Annotated in this window: 25 protein-coding genes; 13 read left to right on the top strand and 12 right to left on the bottom strand. The window is 71.7% G+C overall.

Annotated elements, in window-relative coordinates; translation table 11 throughout:
- Positions 1–45 precede the first annotated feature (45 nt).
- Positions 46–522: a nuclear transport factor 2 family protein gene (locus tag ACZYRU_RS14420; protein ID WP_488957783.1), complete on the top strand. Its 477-nt coding sequence runs from the start codon at positions 46–48 to the stop codon at positions 520–522.
- Here the strand turns inward: ACZYRU_RS14420 and ACZYRU_RS14415 are convergent.
- The 4 genes from ACZYRU_RS14415 to helR all read right to left on the bottom strand — a co-directional run bounded on the left by ACZYRU_RS14415 (position 515) and on the right by helR (position 5,870).
- Positions 515–1,666: a sulfotransferase family protein gene (locus ACZYRU_RS14415; RefSeq protein ID WP_488957782.1), complete on the bottom strand. Its 1,152-nt coding sequence runs from the start codon at positions 1,664–1,666 to the stop codon at positions 515–517. The genes ACZYRU_RS14420 and ACZYRU_RS14415 overlap by 8 nt on opposite strands.
- A gap of 11 nt (positions 1,667–1,677) precedes the next feature.
- Positions 1,678–2,469 carry an SDR family oxidoreductase gene (locus ACZYRU_RS14410; protein ID WP_488957781.1) on the bottom strand — a complete coding sequence of 264 codons (792 nt, stop codon included), beginning with the start codon at positions 2,467–2,469 and terminating at the stop codon, positions 1,678–1,680.
- Complete coding sequence (locus tag ACZYRU_RS14405) at positions 2,466–3,662, bottom strand: hypothetical protein (RefSeq protein ID WP_488957780.1); 1,197 nt, start codon at positions 3,660–3,662, stop codon at positions 2,466–2,468. Before ACZYRU_RS14405 ends, ACZYRU_RS14410 begins: the two co-directional genes overlap by 4 nt.
- A 66-nt stretch (positions 3,663–3,728) precedes the next feature.
- Positions 3,729–5,870, bottom strand: coding sequence for an RNA polymerase recycling motor ATPase HelR (gene helR, locus ACZYRU_RS14400; RefSeq protein WP_488957779.1), 2,142 nt, complete (start codon positions 5,868–5,870; stop codon positions 3,729–3,731).
- A gap of 151 nt (positions 5,871–6,021) precedes the next feature.
- Here helR and ACZYRU_RS14395 point away from each other — a divergent pair, with 151 nt between their 5' ends.
- From ACZYRU_RS14395 to ACZYRU_RS14385, 3 genes are read left to right on the top strand one after another with little or no spacing between them, the layout of a single operon-like run.
- A complete protein-coding gene (locus tag ACZYRU_RS14395; RefSeq protein ID WP_488957778.1) occupies positions 6,022–6,483 on the top strand; it encodes a VOC family protein in 462 nt (153 codons plus the stop codon).
- A gap of 20 nt (positions 6,484–6,503) precedes the next feature.
- A complete protein-coding gene (locus tag ACZYRU_RS14390; RefSeq protein WP_488957777.1) occupies positions 6,504–7,250 on the top strand; it encodes an SDR family oxidoreductase in 747 nt (248 codons plus the stop codon).
- A gap of 53 nt (positions 7,251–7,303) precedes the next feature.
- On the top strand, positions 7,304–7,726 hold the full coding sequence (locus ACZYRU_RS14385; RefSeq protein ID WP_488957776.1) for a DUF3224 domain-containing protein: 423 nt from the start codon (positions 7,304–7,306) through the stop codon (positions 7,724–7,726).
- Positions 7,727–7,728: 2 nt separating this feature from the next.
- Here the strand turns inward: ACZYRU_RS14385 and ACZYRU_RS14380 are convergent, their stop codons facing one another.
- Complete coding sequence (locus ACZYRU_RS14380) at positions 7,729–8,487, bottom strand: hypothetical protein (RefSeq protein WP_488957775.1); 759 nt, start codon at positions 8,485–8,487, stop codon at positions 7,729–7,731.
- Positions 8,484–9,035: an RNA polymerase sigma factor gene (locus tag ACZYRU_RS14375; RefSeq protein ID WP_488957774.1), complete on the bottom strand. Its 552-nt coding sequence runs from the start codon at positions 9,033–9,035 to the stop codon at positions 8,484–8,486. Before ACZYRU_RS14375 ends, ACZYRU_RS14380 begins: the two co-directional genes overlap by 4 nt.
- A 47-nt stretch (positions 9,036–9,082) precedes the next feature.
- On the opposite strand from ACZYRU_RS14375, the gene ACZYRU_RS14370 reads away from it, so the two are divergent.
- From ACZYRU_RS14370 to ACZYRU_RS14360, 3 genes are read left to right on the top strand one after another with little or no spacing between them, the layout of a single operon-like run.
- Positions 9,083–9,556, top strand: coding sequence for a hypothetical protein (locus ACZYRU_RS14370; RefSeq protein ID WP_488957773.1), 474 nt, complete (start codon positions 9,083–9,085; stop codon positions 9,554–9,556).
- Complete coding sequence (locus ACZYRU_RS14365) at positions 9,553–9,819, top strand: hypothetical protein (protein ID WP_488957772.1); 267 nt, start codon at positions 9,553–9,555, stop codon at positions 9,817–9,819. The genes ACZYRU_RS14370 and ACZYRU_RS14365 overlap by 4 nt, the downstream gene beginning before the upstream one ends.
- Positions 9,820–9,836: 17 nt before the next feature.
- The gene (locus ACZYRU_RS14360; RefSeq protein ID WP_488957771.1) at positions 9,837–10,391 is read left to right on the top strand and encodes a DapH/DapD/GlmU-related protein; all 555 of its coding nucleotides are present in this window, start codon (positions 9,837–9,839) and stop codon (positions 10,389–10,391) included.
- Here the strand turns inward: ACZYRU_RS14360 and ACZYRU_RS14355 are convergent.
- Positions 10,375–10,626, bottom strand: coding sequence for a hypothetical protein (locus ACZYRU_RS14355; protein ID WP_488957770.1), 252 nt, complete (start codon positions 10,624–10,626; stop codon positions 10,375–10,377). The genes ACZYRU_RS14360 and ACZYRU_RS14355 overlap by 17 nt on opposite strands.
- A gap of 201 nt (positions 10,627–10,827) precedes the next feature.
- Here ACZYRU_RS14355 and ACZYRU_RS14350 point away from each other — a divergent pair, with 201 nt between their 5' ends.
- Positions 10,828–11,238, top strand: a complete 411-nt coding sequence (locus tag ACZYRU_RS14350; RefSeq protein WP_488957769.1) for a VOC family protein — start codon at positions 10,828–10,830, stop codon at positions 11,236–11,238.
- A 20-nt stretch (positions 11,239–11,258) separates the two neighbouring features.
- On the opposite strand, the gene ACZYRU_RS14345 is transcribed toward ACZYRU_RS14350, so the two are convergent.
- Both ACZYRU_RS14345 and ACZYRU_RS14340 read right to left on the bottom strand, forming a co-directional pair.
- A complete protein-coding gene (locus ACZYRU_RS14345; protein WP_488957768.1) occupies positions 11,259–11,816 on the bottom strand; it encodes a DinB family protein in 558 nt (185 codons plus the stop codon).
- Positions 11,813–12,448, bottom strand: a complete 636-nt coding sequence (locus ACZYRU_RS14340; protein ID WP_488957767.1) for an HD domain-containing protein — start codon at positions 12,446–12,448, stop codon at positions 11,813–11,815. Before ACZYRU_RS14340 ends, ACZYRU_RS14345 begins: the two co-directional genes overlap by 4 nt.
- Positions 12,449–12,496: 48 nt before the next feature.
- Here ACZYRU_RS14340 and ACZYRU_RS14335 point away from each other — a divergent pair, with 48 nt between their 5' ends.
- A complete protein-coding gene (locus ACZYRU_RS14335) occupies positions 12,497–13,255 on the top strand; it encodes a sulfite exporter TauE/SafE family protein (RefSeq protein WP_488957766.1) in 759 nt (252 codons plus the stop codon).
- On the opposite strand, the gene ACZYRU_RS14330 is transcribed toward ACZYRU_RS14335, so the two are convergent.
- Both ACZYRU_RS14330 and ACZYRU_RS14325 read right to left on the bottom strand, forming a co-directional pair.
- Positions 13,242–13,541 (bottom strand): antibiotic biosynthesis monooxygenase family protein, encoded by a 300-nt coding sequence (locus ACZYRU_RS14330; protein ID WP_488957765.1) that lies wholly within the window; start codon positions 13,539–13,541, stop codon positions 13,242–13,244. The two genes, ACZYRU_RS14335 and ACZYRU_RS14330, sit on opposite strands and share 14 nt — an antisense overlap.
- Positions 13,538–13,834, bottom strand: coding sequence for a TetR family transcriptional regulator C-terminal domain-containing protein (locus tag ACZYRU_RS14325; protein ID WP_488957764.1), 297 nt, complete (start codon positions 13,832–13,834; stop codon positions 13,538–13,540). Before ACZYRU_RS14325 ends, ACZYRU_RS14330 begins: the two co-directional genes overlap by 4 nt.
- Between ACZYRU_RS14325 and ACZYRU_RS14320 the strand changes: the two genes are divergently transcribed.
- Positions 13,821–13,943 (top strand): hypothetical protein, encoded by a 123-nt coding sequence (locus ACZYRU_RS14320; RefSeq protein ID WP_488957763.1) that lies wholly within the window; start codon positions 13,821–13,823, stop codon positions 13,941–13,943. The genes ACZYRU_RS14325 and ACZYRU_RS14320 overlap by 14 nt on opposite strands.
- Positions 13,940–14,089 carry a hypothetical protein gene (locus ACZYRU_RS14315; protein ID WP_488957762.1) on the top strand — a complete coding sequence of 50 codons (150 nt, stop codon included), beginning with the start codon at positions 13,940–13,942 and terminating at the stop codon, positions 14,087–14,089. The genes ACZYRU_RS14320 and ACZYRU_RS14315 overlap by 4 nt, the downstream gene beginning before the upstream one ends.
- On the opposite strand, the gene ACZYRU_RS14310 is transcribed toward ACZYRU_RS14315, so the two are convergent.
- A complete protein-coding gene (locus tag ACZYRU_RS14310) occupies positions 14,079–14,945 on the bottom strand; it encodes an LLM class F420-dependent oxidoreductase (RefSeq protein ID WP_488957761.1) in 867 nt (288 codons plus the stop codon). The genes ACZYRU_RS14315 and ACZYRU_RS14310 overlap by 11 nt on opposite strands.
- 60 nt (positions 14,946–15,005) lie before the next feature.
- Here ACZYRU_RS14310 and ACZYRU_RS14305 point away from each other — a divergent pair, with 60 nt between their 5' ends.
- Positions 15,006–15,752, top strand: a complete 747-nt coding sequence (locus ACZYRU_RS14305; protein WP_488957760.1) for a peptidylprolyl isomerase — start codon at positions 15,006–15,008, stop codon at positions 15,750–15,752.
- 36 nt (positions 15,753–15,788) lie between these two features.
- Positions 15,789–16,625 carry a hypothetical protein gene (locus ACZYRU_RS14300; RefSeq protein WP_488957759.1) on the top strand — a complete coding sequence of 279 codons (837 nt, stop codon included), beginning with the start codon at positions 15,789–15,791 and terminating at the stop codon, positions 16,623–16,625.
- Positions 16,626–16,637 lie beyond the last annotated feature (12 nt).

Here is a 16,637-nt window from a genome sequence, read left to right as displayed (position 1 = left end):
CGCTCCCGGCACGCTCGCTGCTCCACCCCGAGCCGAGGAGCCCGCATGCACGACCCGCAGTCCGCCGACCGGTGGGCGGTCATGGAACTTCGCCACCGCTACATGCGCAGCGTCGACCTGCGCGACTGGGACGCCGTCGCCGCAACCCTCGCACCGGAGATGGTCGCGCGCTACCGCCCCGACCTGGTGACCGAGGGCGCCGACGCGCTGGTCGCCGAGCTGCGCACCCGCCTCACCGACCAGCGGATCACCGTGCACCAGCTCGGCAACCCGAGCATCGAGGTCGACGGCGACCACGCGACCGGCACCTGGACGGTGTCGGACCGGACCGTGTGCACCGATGTGGGGTACGTCGTCGAAGGGGCGTCGCTCTCGACCGACCGCTACCGCCGCGACGCCGAGCGGGGCTGGCTGATCGTGGAGATCTCCTACCGGCGCTTCTGCGAGACGTCGGTTTCGCTGGCGGACCTGCCGAGCTTCCGGGTGCTCGCCACGCCGGCCACCGGGCTCGACCTCAGCTGAGGGCGAGCTCCGGGAACGCCGTCAGGTAGCGGTCGAAGCGCTCGGTGACCTCGCCGGCGCTCAGGCCGAACTCCTCGAGCGAGTACGCGTGGTCGGGACGCCGGTCGCCGCGGCGGCTCACGTCGTCGGCGGCCGTCACGGCAGCGTGCGCCTCGTCGTCGAAGGGCAGCCGGAAGGCGTCGTACAGGCGCTCGACGGTGCCGACGGGGTCGGCGATGAACTCCTCGTAGCGCACGTCGGCGAACTGCGCCGGGTCGTACGTGGCCCGGGCGTCGAGGAACCGGTCGGTGGCGGTGCTCCACATGTCGAGGCTGTCGCGCCCGACGGTGGCGCCCTGGAAGACGGTGGAGTTCCCGGCCGACGTCTTCGAGGTCAGGCTGCTGACCGACGCAATGACGCTGCGCGGGTCACGGTGGGTCTGCACGACCAGCGCGTCGGGGTAGGCCGTCATCAGCGCGTCCAGCGAGAACAGGTGGCCGGGGTTCTTGAGGACCCAGCGCTTCTCGGGGCTGGTCATGCCGATCAGCTGGAGGATCCGGCGGTGCCGGCGGTAGGTGCCGCCGAGGTCCTGCTCGCCCAGCCAGCGGGTGTACGACGGCAGGTGCGCGACGCTCGGGAAGGCGAGCGAACGCATCGACTGGTGCTCCAGCCACCAGCACTCCTCGACCACCTCGGGGGCCATGAAGTGCATGCCCTTCAGGCCCGGCACGGCCGCGTTGCGACGGTCGATCTGGGCCTGCATGGCCTGGAAGTCGGGGTTGGACGCCCAGTGGTCGCGCAGCGGGCGCGGCTGCGGCGCCGCGGCCAGCCAGAGCTGGAGGCCCTGGTGGCGCGGGTCGGCGCAGAGCAGCCGGTGCAGGGCCGTCGTACCGGACCGGGGGAGGCCGGTCACGAAGATCGGCCGGGTCACCGGGGTCTCGGCGTGGGCCGGGTGCTCGCGCCAGGCCGACTCGGTGCGGAGCCGGCCGGCGAGCGCGTTGGCGAGCGCTCCCTCGACCTTCGCGCGGCCCTTCTCGGTCAGGCTGGCCTCGTTCTCGTAGCCGTCGAGGAGGGCATGCAGCCCGTCGACGTACTCGCTGTCGCCGAAGTCGGTCAGTCCGGTGCGGGTGGTGGCGCGGTCGTGCAGCTCGTCTGCGAGGTTCATCGTGTGCTCTCTCAGTGGTGGGTCGCGCCGGACGTGACGTCGAGGCACTGCCCGGTGATCGCCCGGGCCAGGTCGGAGGCGAGGAAGACCGCCGCGTCGGCGATCTCCTCGGGGCGGGGCAGGCGCCGCAGGTCGGTGTCCGCCGCGATCTCGTCGTGGATGACGTCGGGAGTCACGCCGCGGGCCCGCGCTGCCTTTGCGAAGCTGGCCTCGACGGCGTCGCCCATGATGTAGCCGGGCGCGATCGAGTTGACCCGGACGCCCTGCGGGCCGAGCTCGATGGAGAGCCCGCGGGCGAGGGCGAGCAGGCTGGCCTTGGTCATCCGGTAGGCCCCGAAGAGGGGAAGCCGGTTGCGCAGGATCATCGAGTTCACCACGACGACCGCGCCCCTGTTCTCGATCAACGCGGGCGCCGCACGGCGCACCATCTCCAGCGCCATCAGCGGGGAGGCGAGCTCCTCGCGCACCCGGTCGAGCCCGGAGTCGAGGAGATTCTCCCGGCTGGGCGGGAGGTAGGCGTTGTGCAGCACCGCGTCGAGGCGGCCGAGCTCGGCGACGCCGGTGTCGACGAGGTGGCGGACCGCGGTCGGGTCGGTGAGGTCGGTCGGTACGACGACGGCACGGCGTCCCGTCGCCCGGACCTCGGTCGCGACGGCCTCGAGGCGCTCGGCGTTCCGGGAGGCGAGGACGACGTCCGCACCCGCGACTGCGCTGCGGACCGCGAGGGCGTGGCCGAGGCCTGGTCCGACACCGGCGACGAGGACGGCCTTGCCGGTGAGGACGCCGGTCACGGGATCGCTCATGCCATCATCCGATCGCCGACGGCGGCCTGGCGGGCAGTGATCCGCTGCGCCCACTGCGTGGGGGTGACCCGCTGCTGGTCGTGGAAGGGCAGTCGCTGCGCGAGCTCGGCGTACGGCACCAGCTCGGTGGTCGGTCCGTCCTCGGCCGTCAGCGGCCGGTCGACGCGCTGCCAGCGAATCTGGAGGTAGCCCTCGGTGAGGCCGGTGGTCTCCAGCCAGTTGGCCAGGCCGGGGTCCTGCCGGCTGACGACGAACCGGATCCGGCCGTCGGGGTCGACGTGTGCCTGGTCAGCGGTGAGGCTGGTCTGGTTGTTGACGTAGTCGAGGGAGACGTACCACTTCGTGCCGAGCTGCATGCCTTGGTACGGCATGCCGGAGGCAGGCACGGTGATGATGAGCGCCTGGTCGTCGGCGAGGTCGAAGTGCCCGGCCGAGCTGTACTGGCTGGCCAGGCCGCCGGGCGTGATCTTCGGGGCGTACATCGTGTTGACCGGCTGGTCGAGGTAGAAGCGCTCGACGAACTCCAGGAAGGTCCGGGCGTAGCCGAGCAGGGTGCGTGCGGCACGGGCGTAGCGCCCCTCGATGGTCGCCAGGGTGACCGGCTCGCCCGGTACGCCGATCCGGTCGGCCCGCTGCACCCGCAGGGTGCCGGCACGCTCGGTCGTCCAGTCGCTGAAGGTCTGCCGGACCAGCAGCCGCTGGGCGTCCGGGGAGAGGGTGAAGTAGCCGGGTCCGCCGTCCTCCCGAGGACCGAACCGGATCTCGAAGCTGCCGTCGTCGGCGACGTGGAAGTCGCGGTCGTCGAAGGCCAGGTGGCTGGCCGGTGAGGTGTTGCCGGCGTGGGAGCCGGCGAGCACCTGGAACACGAGGTCCGCGCTGGTGCCGCGGTTGCCGGTGACGACGTACTCGGCATCTCCGGAGATCTGCGCCGCGAAGTAGAGCGTGTCCGGGTTGTCGAGGCCCATCTTCGTCCACTGGGTCGAGGGCCGGGCGAAGTGCGGGTCGGCGGGGTCGCTGGCCCAGGCACTCGCCAGGCCCACCCGGACCAGGCCGGCGAGGTAGTCGAGGCCCTCCGCGACGTCGCGTTCGGTCCGGACGTGCGGGGCCGCGAGCAGCACGCGCTCGGCCTCCTGGATCGCCTCCGCGAGGAGGGCGGTGCCGGCGCTGGTTGTGATCCCGATCTCTTGTGTCACGCAGCGGAAACTAGGCAGCGGCCTGCTCCTCGCGACCGCTGGTCTCGCTGATCGGGACCCCTCCGATCAGGCGTCGAGCACCACCAGCCGCTGGGTCGCGCGGGTCATGGCGACGTACCGGTCGACAGCGCCCTCGATACCTGTGCCGAAGCGGCCCGGGGCGACGAGGACGACGAGGTCGAACTCGAGGCCCTTGGCGTGTTCGGGGCTGAGCGAGCGGACCCGCGGTGTGGCCGCGAACCCGGGGTCGCCGATGACGCAGGCGATGCCCTCGGGGTGGGTCCGCTGCCAGTCGTCCAGGATGGTCGGGAGATCGCAGGGTGCAGCGTGCTCGACGGGGATGCCGGTGCTGCGGACCGAGGTCGGCACGTTGGCGTCGGGCAGGACGGAGCGGATCACCGGCGCCGCTGCCTCCAACACCTCGGCCGGCGTGCGGTAGTTGACGGTGAGCGAGGCGAGGTCGATGTCGTGCAGGCCCACGCGTTCGAGGCGCCCGGTCCAGGACTCGGCGAATCCGTGCCGGGCCTGCGCGCGGTCACCGACCACGGTGAAGCTGCGCGACGGGCAGCGGCGCAGCAGCATCTGCCACTCGGCATCGGTGAGCTCCTGGGCCTCGTCGACGACGACGTGCGCGAAGGGGCCGGCGTACCGGTCGGCGTCCGCCGTGGGTTGCTGGTCGGTGGAGAGCGCGCCGCGCAGGTCGGAGCCGCGGAGCATCGACATGATCATCATGTCGGAGTCGTCGGTGGCGATCAGGTGGTCGACGACGCGGTCCATCTCGTCCTTCTCGCGGGCGGCGGTCGCCTCCTGCCGGCGTCGGGCGCGAGCGGCTTCGGGATCGCCGAGGCGGGCGCGGGCGGCGTCGAGGAGGGGCAGGTCGGCGGTGGTCCACGCCTGCGGTCCGGTACGGCGCAGCGTGCGGACCTCGTCGGGGGACAGCCAGGGAGCGCAGTGGCGCAGGTACGCCGGGACCTCCCACAGGTCGCCGACCAGGTCGGTCGCCTCGATCATCGGCCACGCCTTCGTGACCGCGTCGACGAGCGTGCCGTTGCGCCGGAAGGAGCGGCGCAGCTGCTCCTCGGTCGCGTCGACCTCGTCGTGCTTGTCGACGAGGATGTCGAGGAGCGCGTCCCAGACCTGGTCGCGTGCCTCGTTGTGGGGCGTGCCCGGGTCCGGCGCCCCGAACGCCTCGGCCCAGTCGCTCCGGCTGAGCCACACCTCGGACCAGTCGGTCTCGACGACCATGCCCTCGGCGGGCGGCTCCTCGTAGAGCCGGACGGCGGGCTCGACGGCGCCGACCAGCGCGGCGTCGGCCTTCAACCGGGCGACCTCGGGGTCGGCCTCCTCGTGCGCGGCAGCGCCTTCGGCGACGAGGTTGCGGACCGTGCACGTCCGCACCCCCTCCTCGCCGAGGCTGGGCAGCACGTCGGCGACGTACGCGAGGTAGTGCTCGTGCGGGCCGACGAAGAGAACGCCGCCACGGCCGTCACCGAGCCGCGGGTCGGCGTACAGGAGATAGGCGGCACGGTGCAGCGCCACCACGGTCTTGCCGGTGCCCGGGCCGCCGTCGACGACCAGGGTGCCGCGCGAGCCGGCGCGGATGATCGCGTCCTGGTCGGCCTGGATCGTGGCGAGCACGTCGCGCATCCGCTCGGAGCGGCTGCTGCCGAGGCTCGCGACGAAGGCGGACTGGTCGTCGAGGGCGGCACCGGCGGCGGCGAGCGCATCGGCGGTGAACGCCTCGTCCCAGTAGTCGCTCACGCGGCCGTTGGTCCAGCGGTACCGGCGCCGGCTGGCCAGGCCCATCGGATTGCCGTGGGTCGCGCCGAAGAACGGCTCGGCCGCGGGCGAGCGCCAGTCGACGAGCAGGCGTCGGCCGCCGGCGTCGGTCAGGCCGAACCGACCGACGTGCACGGTCTCGCCGTCCGTGGTGACCATCCGGCCCAGGCACAGGTCGAGCCGGTAGCGGCGCAACGCCTTGAGCCGCGAGCTGAGCCGGTGCACCTCGAGGTCGCGGTCCATCGCCTCCTGCCCGCTGCCACCCGGCTGGCGTCGTACGTCGGCCAGGCGGTCCTCGAGCTCGGCGACGGTGTGCTCGAGGCTGGCCTCGATGGCCGCGAAGTGCTCCTCGTCGGTGGCGACGAGGGCCGGGTCGGCCTTCGCCGGGTGGTCCTGCAGGTCGAACGCGCGAGTCGTCGCGTGGGTCAAATCATCAGCTCCCAGGGGGGGTTTCGTGGCTTCTCCGCTCGGCGGAGACCGGGATTCTGCCTGCTCGAGGGGGCCTTGCGGCAAGACCCCCTCTGCGCTATACGTTGAGTACGGAAGGAGTTGTGTCGGCGGAGCCCGGTAGAACCGGAGCATGAGCCGAGACCTCCAGATCACGTTCGACTGCCACGATCCGCGTGCCCTCTCGACCTTCTGGACCTCGGCCCTGGGCTACGTGATCCCGGGCCCGCCCGGGGTGCCCCTGGCCGAGGGCGACGACCCGCTGGCGGCGTGGGACGTCTTCCTCGAGCGGATCGGGGTCCCCGACTCGGAACGGAACTCCCGCTCGGCGATCGAGGACCCCGACGGGACGCGACCACGGGTGTTCTTCCAGCAGGTGCCCGAGGACAAGGTGGTCAAGAACCGCGTCCACCTCGACGTGCGTGCGGCACCCGGGCTGGCGGGGGAGGACCGGATGGCCGCGCTGGAGGCTGAGTGCTCGCGACTGGAGGCGCTGGGTGCCCGGCGCCTCGAGAGGTTTGAGCCCGAGCCGCCGATGGCGGCGGGACACATCGTGATGGCCGACCCCGAGGGAAACGAGTTCTGCCTGGACTGATCAATCGCTAGCGTCGCGGCATGGAGCGACGACTCGCAGTGGTGACCGGTGGCAGCCGGGGGATCGGCGCGGCGACGGCGCAGATGCTCGCCCGGTCCGGGTGGAACGTGCTGCTCACCTACCGGTCCGAGCGTTCGGCCGCGGAGTCGGTGGCGGCCGGCTGCTCGGCCGACGGGGCCTGGGCAGGGGCGGTCCAGCTCGACGTCAGCGACGAAGCGGCTGTCGAGCGGGTCTTCCGGACGCTGCCGGCCGAGGCAGGACCGCTGTGCGCCCTGGTCAACAACGCCGGCGTCGTCGCCCCCACGTCGCGGGTCGCGGACCTCTCTGCCGAGCGCGTGCGCCGGGTGCTCGAGGTCAACGTGCTGGGCGTGCTGCTGTGCGCGCGGGAGGCGGTGCGGCTGATGGCGCCGCCGGTCGGCTCCGGCGGCGCCATCGTCAACGTGTCCTCCCGAGCCGCCGAGCTCGGCTCGCCGGGGGAGTACGTCGACTACGCGGCGTCGAAGGCGGCCGTCGACACGATCACCCGGGGCCTCGCGGTCGAGACCGCGGGCCAGGGGATCCGGGTCAACAGCGTGCGGCTCGGGCTGATGGACACCGAGATCCATGCCCGCAACGGCGAGCCCGGCCGCCTCGACCGGGTCGCGCCGTCGATCCCGATGGGCCGACCCGGCACGCCCACCGAGGCCGCAGCCGCGATCTGCTGGCTGCTCGACGACGCCTCGTCGTACACGACCGGTGCGGTGCTCGACGTGTCGGGCGGCCGCTGAGCTGTCGGCTTTGTTCAAGCGGCCCTGCCGGACAGATGCGTAGCCTCGGCGCCATGAGAGCCGCTGCCACCTTCACCGTCTCCGACTGGACGCCCCTGGACCTGCCGACCGTCGTGGGCGGCGTCGCCGTACCCCAGACGGCCGCACCTGCTGGCGTCGCTGCGATGGTGAAGACCTTCGTCGGCGACCTCGCCGGACGGTCGGTCACGTGGTTCGTCGGCGGGCTGAACACCGTGAGTGGCGCCGGTACCTATGTCGCCGTCGAGTCCTTCGAGGGGACGCTGGGCGAGCGGTCCGGGACCTTCGGGTTCGTGCACGCGGCGTCGACGCACGGCAGCGACCGGTACGACGAGTACTTCACCGTCGTGCCCGACAGCGGCACCGGTGGCCTCGCCGGGATCAGCGGGCAGGGCTCGCTGAGCATCGACGAGGACGGCACCCACCGGGTGGAGCTGGAGTACGCGCTCCCCGCGTGAGGTCAGCCGACCGGCGCGACGCTGACCCTGGTCCCGAGGACCTGGCCCCCGGAGTCGAGGAAGGTCAGCGTCACCTGCGGTACGCCGACCGCCTCGGGCAGCGCTGTGCCGTAGCCGTGGGAGTCGGCCCGCACCGGGAGGGTCCGGTCGACGCCGGGCGCCTGGACCCGCACCTGCGCCGCGGTCGGCCACGGCGAGACGCCGTACACGAGGGGCTCGCTGTCGGTGAAGTAGCCGCCGAGCTGCTCGGGCGACGTCAGCTCCTGGGGCGGGACGTCGTCGCCGACCCAGATCGTGCCGCCGCAGCCGTACTCGAGCTCCCGCTTCGTCGGCGCCCCGGTGCCGTCCCACACGCCGTCACTCATCGCGTAGCAGACCTTGCCGGTCGACGACGTGGCCACCCAGAACGCGAAGACGCCGTGGTCGGTGTCGAACTGCGCGACCAGCACGGGGTCGTGGAGCTCGCCGAGGCCGTTGCCGGTGGTGTTCGGCTGCCGGGCGAAGTCCTTGATGACGCTGGACACCACCTCGGTGGGGCCGCCGATGGCGACGGCGGTCGTCGTACCGACCACCGAGAAGGCGAGGCCGAGACCGATGGCGGTACGTCGGCGGGTGCGCCGGCGTCTTACGGCTGCGGCGCGGAGCGTGGCCCGGTCGTCCTGGAGGATCCGGGCGAGCGTCGCCTCGGACCAGGCCGGGTCGAGCTCCGGGGGAGCGGGGGCCAGGGCAGTGATGCGGGCGGTCAGGGAGTCCGTGGTCATCGCAGTCCACCTTCGGTGACGGGTCGGCTGGGGGAGGCGGTGCGCAGGTCCGCCGGCGGGTCGAGGTCGAGGGCCGCCCGGGCGCGGTGGGCGCGGACCCGGAAGGTGCCCGGCCGGATGCCGAGGACCTCGGCGGCGGCGTCGGGGGACAGGCCGTCCCACGCGACGAGCAGGAGCGCCTCGCGCTGGCCGTCGGGCAGGGCGGCGAGGGCTTCGAGTGCGGTCACCCGGTCGGTCGCCAGCATCCCGGCGTCCGCTTCGGGACGGGCGGCGTGGTCGAGCAGCACGAGCCTGTCGTGGAGGGCCGTGCGGCGGCGTGCCGAGCGCCGGTTGTTCCCGATCACCTTGCGGGCCGTGGCGATCAGCCAGCCGATCGGTGGCTCCGGCACGTCGTCCCAGCGGCGCCAGGCCTGCACGAACGTCTCGGCGACGATGTCCTGGACGTCGTCCGGTGCCACGTGGCGGCGTGCGTAGGCCGCGACGCGTGGGCCGTCACGGCGCCACGCCTCGCTGAACGCGGCGTCCTGGGCGTCCTCGGAGGTGCTCATGTCCTTGTAGTGTCCGGCTCGGTGCTGGTGTTACTAGTGTTGCCGCGATGATCCGCGAGCGCATCGAGCAGGACCTCGACCGGCTGGTCGACGTGCTGGTGTCGCTGGACGCCGCGCCGGGCGTCCTGGGCGACCGGTCGGCGTACGACTGGCTGACGAAGATCGATGTGGACGTGTCCTGGGTGTTCGACCAGGCGCCGGTGACCGTGGCGCCGACGCGCAACGTGGTCGGACACGTGCAGGTGTACGCGCCGCCGGCCGGTGCGCCCTGGGTGACGCCGGTCGCGTCGGCGGCCGGCGTCGAACCGGACCGGTTGCTGGTGATCGGGCGGTTCTTCGTGAAGAAGATGAGGTACGACCAGAACATCGGTCGCTACCTGCTGACCGAGTGCGTGAAGCGGATCGCGGCCCGGGGGAGCGTCGCCGTGCTCGACCCGGACGGGCTCGCCCTCGTCCCGACGGCGCTGTGGGAGCGGCTCGGGTTCTCGGGGGAGACTGCTGCGCCTACCCTGCTGCCGTGAACGCCGAGGAGGAGAGCAGGGTCCGTGAGCATCTGCGCATCGTGTCGGCCATCGATCGCGCCCTGGGCGACGCACCCGCCGTCCTTGCCCTCATCCTGGCGGCCGCGACGCCGGCTGCCGCCGTGGAGGCGCTGAGCGAGCGCTACGGGTTCGACGAGGACCAGGCGTACGCCGTGCTCGAGATGCAGTTCCGACGGGCCACCGTGGCTGATCGCGGCAAGATCGCCGCCGATCGTGCGGCGCTCGAGGCAGAGCTGCCCTGACGTGCCAGCATCCAGTTGTGCGCCACGAGCAGCGGATCCCGACCCGAACCCCTGAGTCCCGTGCGTTCGGCGAGCGCGTGAACGTCGTGATGGGCCTGACCGCCGAGCTCAACGCGCTGCCGTTCGACGACCTCGAGCAGCGCCGCTCGCTGCTGACCCGGATCCTCGGCGGCGAGCTGCCCGAATCGCTGTCGATCCTGCCGCCGTTCTTCTGCGACTACGGGCTCGGCGCGTCCTTCGGTGAGCGCGTGTTCATCAACCAGGGCTGCTACTTCCTCGACCTCGGCGGCATCACGATCGGCGACCGCGTGCTGATCGGGCCGCGAGTCACGCTGAGCACCGCTGGGCACCCGGTCGAGCCTGCCGAGCGTCTCGACTTCATCACCCACGCGCCTATCGTGATCGAGGACGACGTGTGGATCGGCGCCGGTGCCACGGTCACGCCGGGCGTGACGATCGGGCGGGGCTCGGTGGTCGGTGCGGGCGCCGTGGTGGCAGCCGACGTACCGCCGATGTGTGTCGTGACGGGCATCAGCGTCGTCGTGCGCAAGGAGCTCAGCGCGCCGGCCTGAGGACCGCCTGCACCGCCTCGGGGCGCACCTGGACCATCGAGACCAGTGTTATGTCATCACGGCTCCACCCGTCGGCCACGAGGCCGGTCACGTCGAGCAGGTAGGTGTCGCTGACGAACGCACCGTCGTCCGTCGTACGTCGTCGCCAGTTGTCGCGGCTCAGGTCGTCGTACAGCGCGTCCGTGACGAGCAGCTCGACCTCGGCGGTCGTGTCGACGGACTCGTTCGCGAGCATCGCGCCTGCGAGCCCGACGACCTACTGACCCTCAGGGAGCTCCAGGGCAGCGACGGTCGAGCGCAGACGTGACCAGCTCCAGAGCACGGAGCAGTTCTATCCCACCCCTTCTCGCAGCACGCCGCAGTGCGCCGATAAGTGACATTATGTCAGATAACGGGAATCGGGGTTACGGTGGAGGCGTCAGGAAGGAGCTCTCCCATGACGACCCCTGACTCCCCTGCGAACACCGCCGACAGCACTGGCACGGTCGGCGTCCGGTACCTCGTCGACGACGTGGACGCTGCGATCGCGTTCTACACGACCCACCTGGGCTTCACGCTGAACATGAGCGCTGCGCCGGCGTTCGCCGATGTCACCCGCGGTCCGCTGAGGTTGCTGCTGTCCGGAGCCGCCAGCTCGGGCGCTCGTGCGACGCCCGAGTCGCTGACGTCGTCGCCCGGCCGCAACCGGATCCATCTTGTCGTCGACAACCTCGAGGACGAGGTGGTCCGGCTCGGTGCCGACGGTGTCGATTTCGTCAGCGGCCTCGTGAGCGGACCGGGCGGCAGCCAGATCCTCCTGGCGGACCCCTCGGGCAACCCCGTGGAGCTGTTCCAGCCGAAGACCTGACATAACGTAAGCCGGTACGTCTACTGCCCCACCCGTCCGTCGATGCACTCCCGCAGCAGGTCGGCGTGCCCGCAGTGCCGTGCGTACTCCTCGATCCGGTGCACCATCAGGTCCCGTACGACGACCTGCGAGCGTCCCAGCGTGGACGAGAGGTCCTCGACCGACGCCAGCACGGCGTCGGTCGCCGCCTGCTCACGCGCCAGGTCCGCCCAGGCCGCCTCGACGACGGCCTCGTCACCGACAGCACCGAGGAAGTCGCCGTCCGGCTCGCCGTACAGACCGCCTTCGTGAGGGCCGGTGGTGATCCAGTTGCGCCAGTCGCGCTCGACCTCGGCGAGGTGGCGGACCAGGCCGAGCAGCGACAGGGTCGAGGGCGGGACGGAGCGGCGGGCGAGTTGGGTGGCGTCGAGGCCGTCGCACTTGAGGCGCAGGGTGAGGCGGTAGCTGCGCAGGTACTCCTCGAGCGTGCCGCGCTCCCCCTGTGCCGCCGGACCGTCGGACTCCCGGGGATCCTCGGCGGCGTCGAGCCACATGTCGGGGTGGACGGTGGCCCGGGTCCAGCGCTCCGGGGTGCTCACGGACGGATCCAACCGCGGCGTACTCCCTCGTCGACCAGCAGCCCGGTGACCGAGCCGAGCGACGTCGAGCCGGCGACCACACCGGCTTCGCGGGCCCGGACGAGGGCCTCGGTGGCGCCCGGCATCTCCCAGGTGCCGCCACCGTTGAGCCAGTTGAGCAGCATCGGCTGGAGCCGGTCCATCGCCTTGCTGAACCGCGCCTCCGGAGTCGAAGCAGCCTCGAACTCGTCCCACAGCGCCCGCATCGACGCGGCCTGGTCGTCAGGCAGCAGGCCGAAGAGCCGCTCTGCAGCGGCGATCTCGCGCTCCTGCTGGTCGTCGGCGGCGCCGGGGACGAACACCGGGCTGTCGCCGGCGTAGATCTCGACGAGGTCGTGGACGACGACGAGCTTGATCGCGTGGCCGACGTCGATCGGCTCGTCGGCGTACTCGGCGAGCAGGACCACCATCAGCGCGAGGTGCCACGCGTGCTCGGCGTCGTTCTCGCGGCGGTCGGCGGCGGCCAGGGGCGAGGCACGCAGGACGGTCTTGAGCTTGTCGGCCTCGGCGAGGAACCGGAGCTGGTCCCCCAGCCGCGCGGGTACGCCGTCCGGCAGGGGCTGGCGGTCGATCAGCAGCGCGTCGTCGTCCATGGCCCCACCCTGCCACCTGGGCAACACCCCCAAGCCTAGGATGCCGCCATGAGCGGCCTCGAACAGCTGGCCGTCCTGGGCGCGGGATTCGGCGCCGGCATCCTCAGCTCGACCGTCGGAGTGGCCTCGCTGCTCAGCTTCCCCGTCCTCGTCGCCCTCGGCTTGCCGCCGGTCGTCGCGAACGCATCCAACACGGTCGGGCTGATCCCGGCCGGGCTCAGCGGCTCGTTCGGGTACCGGTCGGAGCTGCGGGAGCACCCGGGCATCACCCGGGTCGTGCTGCTGTGCTGTGCCGTGGGCGCGGTCGCCGGCGCAGTCCTGCTCCTCGCGCTCCCGGCCGGCGCGTTCGAGGCCGCCGTGCCATGGCTGATCCTGCTCGCCTGCGGCCTGGTCGGAGCCCAGCCCTGGCTCGCGCGCAACCTGGCCCGCTACCGAGCGGAGGACTCCGGCCCACGCCACCACCTCTCGCCCCTGACGACCCTGTTCGCCGGCCTGACCGGGGTGTACGGCGGCTACTTCGGCGCAGGCGCGGGCGTGATGATGGTCGCCGTCCTCGGGCTCGGCACCGACGTCGAGCTGCGGGTCGTCAACGCGCTCAAGACGCTGGCCCTGCTGGCCGGCAACCTCGTCGCCGGCGCGATCTTCGTCGCTGTCGCCGACCTCGACTGGAGCGCCGTGGGGCTGCTCGCCGCAGGCTCGATCGGCGGCGGCTACATCGGCGCCCGGATCGGCCGGCGAATCCCCTCCCGGGTGTTCCGTGGCGCGGTGGTGCTGGCGGGCGTGGTCGTCGCAATCACGATGCTGTGAGCACGTCGACGTAGTGCTCGACGACCGGGAACGGGTCGTAGAACTTGTGCAGCAGGGCCCGCCACGCGTCGTACTGCGGCGATCCACGGAAGCCCTCGGTGTGGTCCTCGAGGGTGTCCCACTCCACCAGCAGCAGGTAGAGGTTCGGCGACTCCAGCGAGCGGCGCAGCGCGAGGCTGCGGAAGCCGGGCATCGCGGAGATGATCGACCGGGCCTGGCCGAAGGCCGCCTCGAACTCGGCTTCCTGACCGGGCAGGACGGGCAGGACGGCGTGCTCGAGGATCATGGCTCCACCCTCCCATCCGGCTCTCGCGCGGCCCGCCACGCCCTCGGGGCGTCGCCGTACTCGCGCGCGAACGCGCGGACGGCCTGCGCCAGCCGCACGGCCAGGCTCTCCCAGCCCGTCGACATGAGCCGCGCGCTCAGCTCTTCCTCGAGCGCGTGATCGGCCATCATCTCCCCCATCAGCGCGGGGATCGCCCGGCAGCCGGCAGGTGAGCCGACGACCTCGAGACAGCTCTCGACGACGGCCCGTACGTCGACGCGGAGATCAGTGGCAGCGCCCGTGTACCTCGCCACCACCACCGGCTACTGCGCCTTCACCGCGGCTGACCGCGCCGACCGGGAGGTCGCCTTCGCCTCCCACCGCCGGATCGCACTCCACCCCACCGAGAGGAACGACCCGTGATCGAGCTCAACCGCAACGTGATCTTCTGGTCGTTCGACGAGGACCTGATGATCATCGCCGAGGACTCCTACAGCGGTGGCCCGATCGAGATGCGCGTGCTCGAGGACGACGAGCTGCCGGCCGGCTTCGTCGCGCTCATCGGCTGAGGGTCGGCAGGACCTGCTCGACCAGCGCTGCCGCCCACCGCTCAGGATCCGCAGTGGGCGGCATCAGTGTTGTCAGGGTGATGCCCAGGCCGGCGTAAGTCTCCATCTCGCGGGCGAACCGGTCCGGCTCGGCCACCGGGTCGCCGAACCACAGGATCGTCTTGCGGATCTCGTCGTGGTCTCGGCCCACGTCGTCGCAGTGCCGCCGCAGCACGTCGAGCTTGGCAGCCACCCCGCCAGGCCCGTCGCCCGTGAAGAGGTTGCAGGCGTCGCCGTGCTGCGCGACGAGGCGCAACGTCTTGCGCTCCCCCGAGCCCCCGATCACGATCGGGACCTTCCTGCGCACAGGAGGCGGGACGCAGATCGTCTCGGCGAGCCGGTAGTGCGTTCCCTCGAAGGCGCCGTCGTCGTCGCCCCACATCTGGCGGCAGATCCGCAGCGTCTCCTCGAGGCGCTCGAACCGCTCGGCGACCGGCGGGAACGGTACGCCGAGCCCAGCGTGCTCGCGCTCGTACCAGCCTGCACCGATTCCCAGCCACGCCCGGCCGCCGGACAGCACGTCGAGCGTCGTCACGATCTTGGCGAGCAGACCCGGGTGCCGGTAAGTCACGCCGGTCACGAGCAGGCCGAGGTCGATCCGATCGGTGCGACCGGCGAGGAAGCCGAGCGTCGTGTAACCCTCGAGCATCGGCTCGAGCGGGCCGCCCGACATCTCCATCTGGAAATAGTGGTCCATGACGGTGAACAGCGCGATCCCACCCTCGTCGGCGATCCGCGCCGTCGCCGCGAGACGCGCGGCCAGTCGCCGATCCCACTCCGGGTGGCTGAAGCTCGCATAGTGGATACCGAGGTCCATGGCGCCAACCTACGCCCGGGCCTCTCGGGCGTTTCGGGTTCGCTGCGTACGATGCGGGCCATGCGCTCTCGCCTGCTCGCCGGGGTCCCGGCCCTGCTGCTCCTCGCGTCCCTCTCCGCCTGTGGCGACGACACCGCCAAGGACCCCGCCAAGGCGGAGCCGACGACTGAGGCGACGACGGAGGCGACCACGGCCGGTACGCCGGACGCCGCCGGCCAGTGTGACTGGGCCCAGGACGGCGAGCCCGCGCGCAAGGTCGAGATGCCGCCGACGACGCCCGAGTACACCAGCAACGTCGCGGCGGTGCTCACCACCTCGATCGGCAAGCTCACGGTCACCCTCGACGCCGAGAAGGCGCCCTGCACCGTCGAGTCCTTCGTCTCCCTGGTCAAGCAGGGCTACTACGACAACACCTCGTGCCACCGCCAGGGCAACGACCCCGGCTTCGAGTTCCTCCAGTGCGGCGACCCGTACTTCGACCCGAAGGCCGCCGACGCCGACCCCAAGACCGGCACCGGCGGCCCGGGCTACACGATCCCCGACGAGGTCGACGGCACCGAGACCTACCCGGCCGGCACCCTCGCCATGGCCAACACCGGCCAGCCCCACTCCGGTGGCGGCCAGTTCTTCATCGTCTTCGGCGACTCCCAGTTCCCGCCGGACTACACCGTCTGGGGCCACCTCGACGCCGCGTCGATCGCGACGCTGAAGAAGGCGACCGCGAGCGGGAACGACGGGTACTGGGCACAGAGCGGTGGCGGGCGGCCGAACACGCCGGTCACGTTCGAGAGCATCAAGATCGGCTGACGCTTGAGCTCGGCCCGTCGTACTGAGGAGCCGTCGATGCAGATGGAGCGGAACGTCGTCCTCGGGTCCGACGAGGGCGCCATCGCCGTCCGAGGGCACGATCTCGAACCTCTCCGCGTCGAGTCCTGGGACGAGGCAGACAACACACTGGTCCAAGCCGGCGCCGACCTCGCGGCCGACGGGGAGCTGTTGATCACGTCCGGGGACCAATGGGGGCCCTTCTCGGTGACCACCCGTCTCCTGGAGGCTCATCCGGGTGAACCCGATGCTGAGTGGGAGGACGTGGTCGAGCTCAGCCTGAACGCCCCAGGACCACTGCTGGTCACCGAGTTGGTGGACAGCGACCCCTCCGTCCCGCTCGTCGACAAGCCGGGGGCGTATCGGTTGCGGGTCAGCGCACGCGGTCGAGGTGCTGATCACGGCCGGGCGGACGAGGACGGCGAGGAGCCGGTCGAGTGGTACCTGCTGGAAGCGTGGCCTGCCGCCCCCTCCGCGCCCGCGAGCGTGCGGATGACGAGTGCGTTCGCCCTGGAGCGACTCGCTGGGCCACCGCCCGCACTCGTGGTTCCCGGGGGCGAGGCCGGCCTTGCGGCCTCGGCCAGGATCGCCCGCGATGTCGATCAGGCCCCCGGGGCTCGCAGCCTCTCAGGCGCGACAGGTTCCGTGGAGGTCGAACGCACCATCCGCGGTACCCGCCGCAAGCTGTTCACGATCTGTGCCCACGTGACGACGTGGAGTCATGCGTGGGTGCCCGGGGGAACCTGGGGCTTCTCCGCCGGCCCGGAGCCCGAGTACGCCCCAGAGACCCAGCACTTCGCCAGCTCGGACGACCACGCCGATCAGCTGACAGGCTCACGTGGTTCGATCCGGTAGTCGTTCATCGAG

It is taken from the genome of Nocardioides sp. F233 (assembly GCF_057813895.1).
The sequence above is the reverse complement of the archived record's forward strand: the minus strand, read 5'-3'. Positions and strand labels throughout refer to the sequence as shown.

Coding starts and splice junctions, on each gene's coding strand:
- ACZYRU_RS14375 (WP_488957774.1), bottom strand. CDS start 9,035: ATGAGCACCTCCGAGGACGCCCAGGACGCCGCGTTCAGCGAGGCGTGG.
- ACZYRU_RS14410 (WP_488957781.1), bottom strand. CDS start 2,469: ATGAGCGATCCCGTGACCGGCGTCCTCACCGGCAAGGCCGTCCTCGTC.
- ACZYRU_RS14355 (WP_488957770.1), bottom strand. CDS start 10,626: ATGCTCGCGAACGAGTCCGTCGACACGACCGCCGAGGTCGAGCTGCTC.
- ACZYRU_RS14380 (WP_488957775.1), bottom strand. CDS start 8,487: ATGACCACGGACTCCCTGACCGCCCGCATCACTGCCCTGGCCCCCGCT.
- ACZYRU_RS14390 (WP_488957777.1), top strand. CDS start 6,504: ATGGAGCGACGACTCGCAGTGGTGACCGGTGGCAGCCGGGGGATCGGC.
- ACZYRU_RS14415 (WP_488957782.1), bottom strand. CDS start 1,666: ATGAACCTCGCAGACGAGCTGCACGACCGCGCCACCACCCGCACCGGA.
- ACZYRU_RS14330 (WP_488957765.1), bottom strand. CDS start 13,541: ATGATCCTCGAGCACGCCGTCCTGCCCGTCCTGCCCGGTCAGGAAGCC.
- ACZYRU_RS14310 (WP_488957761.1), bottom strand. CDS start 14,945: ATGGACCTCGGTATCCACTATGCGAGCTTCAGCCACCCGGAGTGGGAT.
- ACZYRU_RS14395 (WP_488957778.1), top strand. CDS start 6,022: ATGAGCCGAGACCTCCAGATCACGTTCGACTGCCACGATCCGCGTGCC.
- ACZYRU_RS14300 (WP_488957759.1), top strand. CDS start 15,789: ATGCAGATGGAGCGGAACGTCGTCCTCGGGTCCGACGAGGGCGCCATC.
- ACZYRU_RS14340 (WP_488957767.1), bottom strand. CDS start 12,448: ATGGACGACGACGCGCTGCTGATCGACCGCCAGCCCCTGCCGGACGGC.
- ACZYRU_RS14385 (WP_488957776.1), top strand. CDS start 7,304: ATGAGAGCCGCTGCCACCTTCACCGTCTCCGACTGGACGCCCCTGGAC.
- ACZYRU_RS14370 (WP_488957773.1), top strand. CDS start 9,083: ATGATCCGCGAGCGCATCGAGCAGGACCTCGACCGGCTGGTCGACGTG.
- ACZYRU_RS14420 (WP_488957783.1), top strand. CDS start 46: ATGCACGACCCGCAGTCCGCCGACCGGTGGGCGGTCATGGAACTTCGC.
- ACZYRU_RS14350 (WP_488957769.1), top strand. CDS start 10,828: ATGACGACCCCTGACTCCCCTGCGAACACCGCCGACAGCACTGGCACG.
- ACZYRU_RS14335 (WP_488957766.1), top strand. CDS start 12,497: ATGAGCGGCCTCGAACAGCTGGCCGTCCTGGGCGCGGGATTCGGCGCC.
- ACZYRU_RS14305 (WP_488957760.1), top strand. CDS start 15,006: ATGCGCTCTCGCCTGCTCGCCGGGGTCCCGGCCCTGCTGCTCCTCGCG.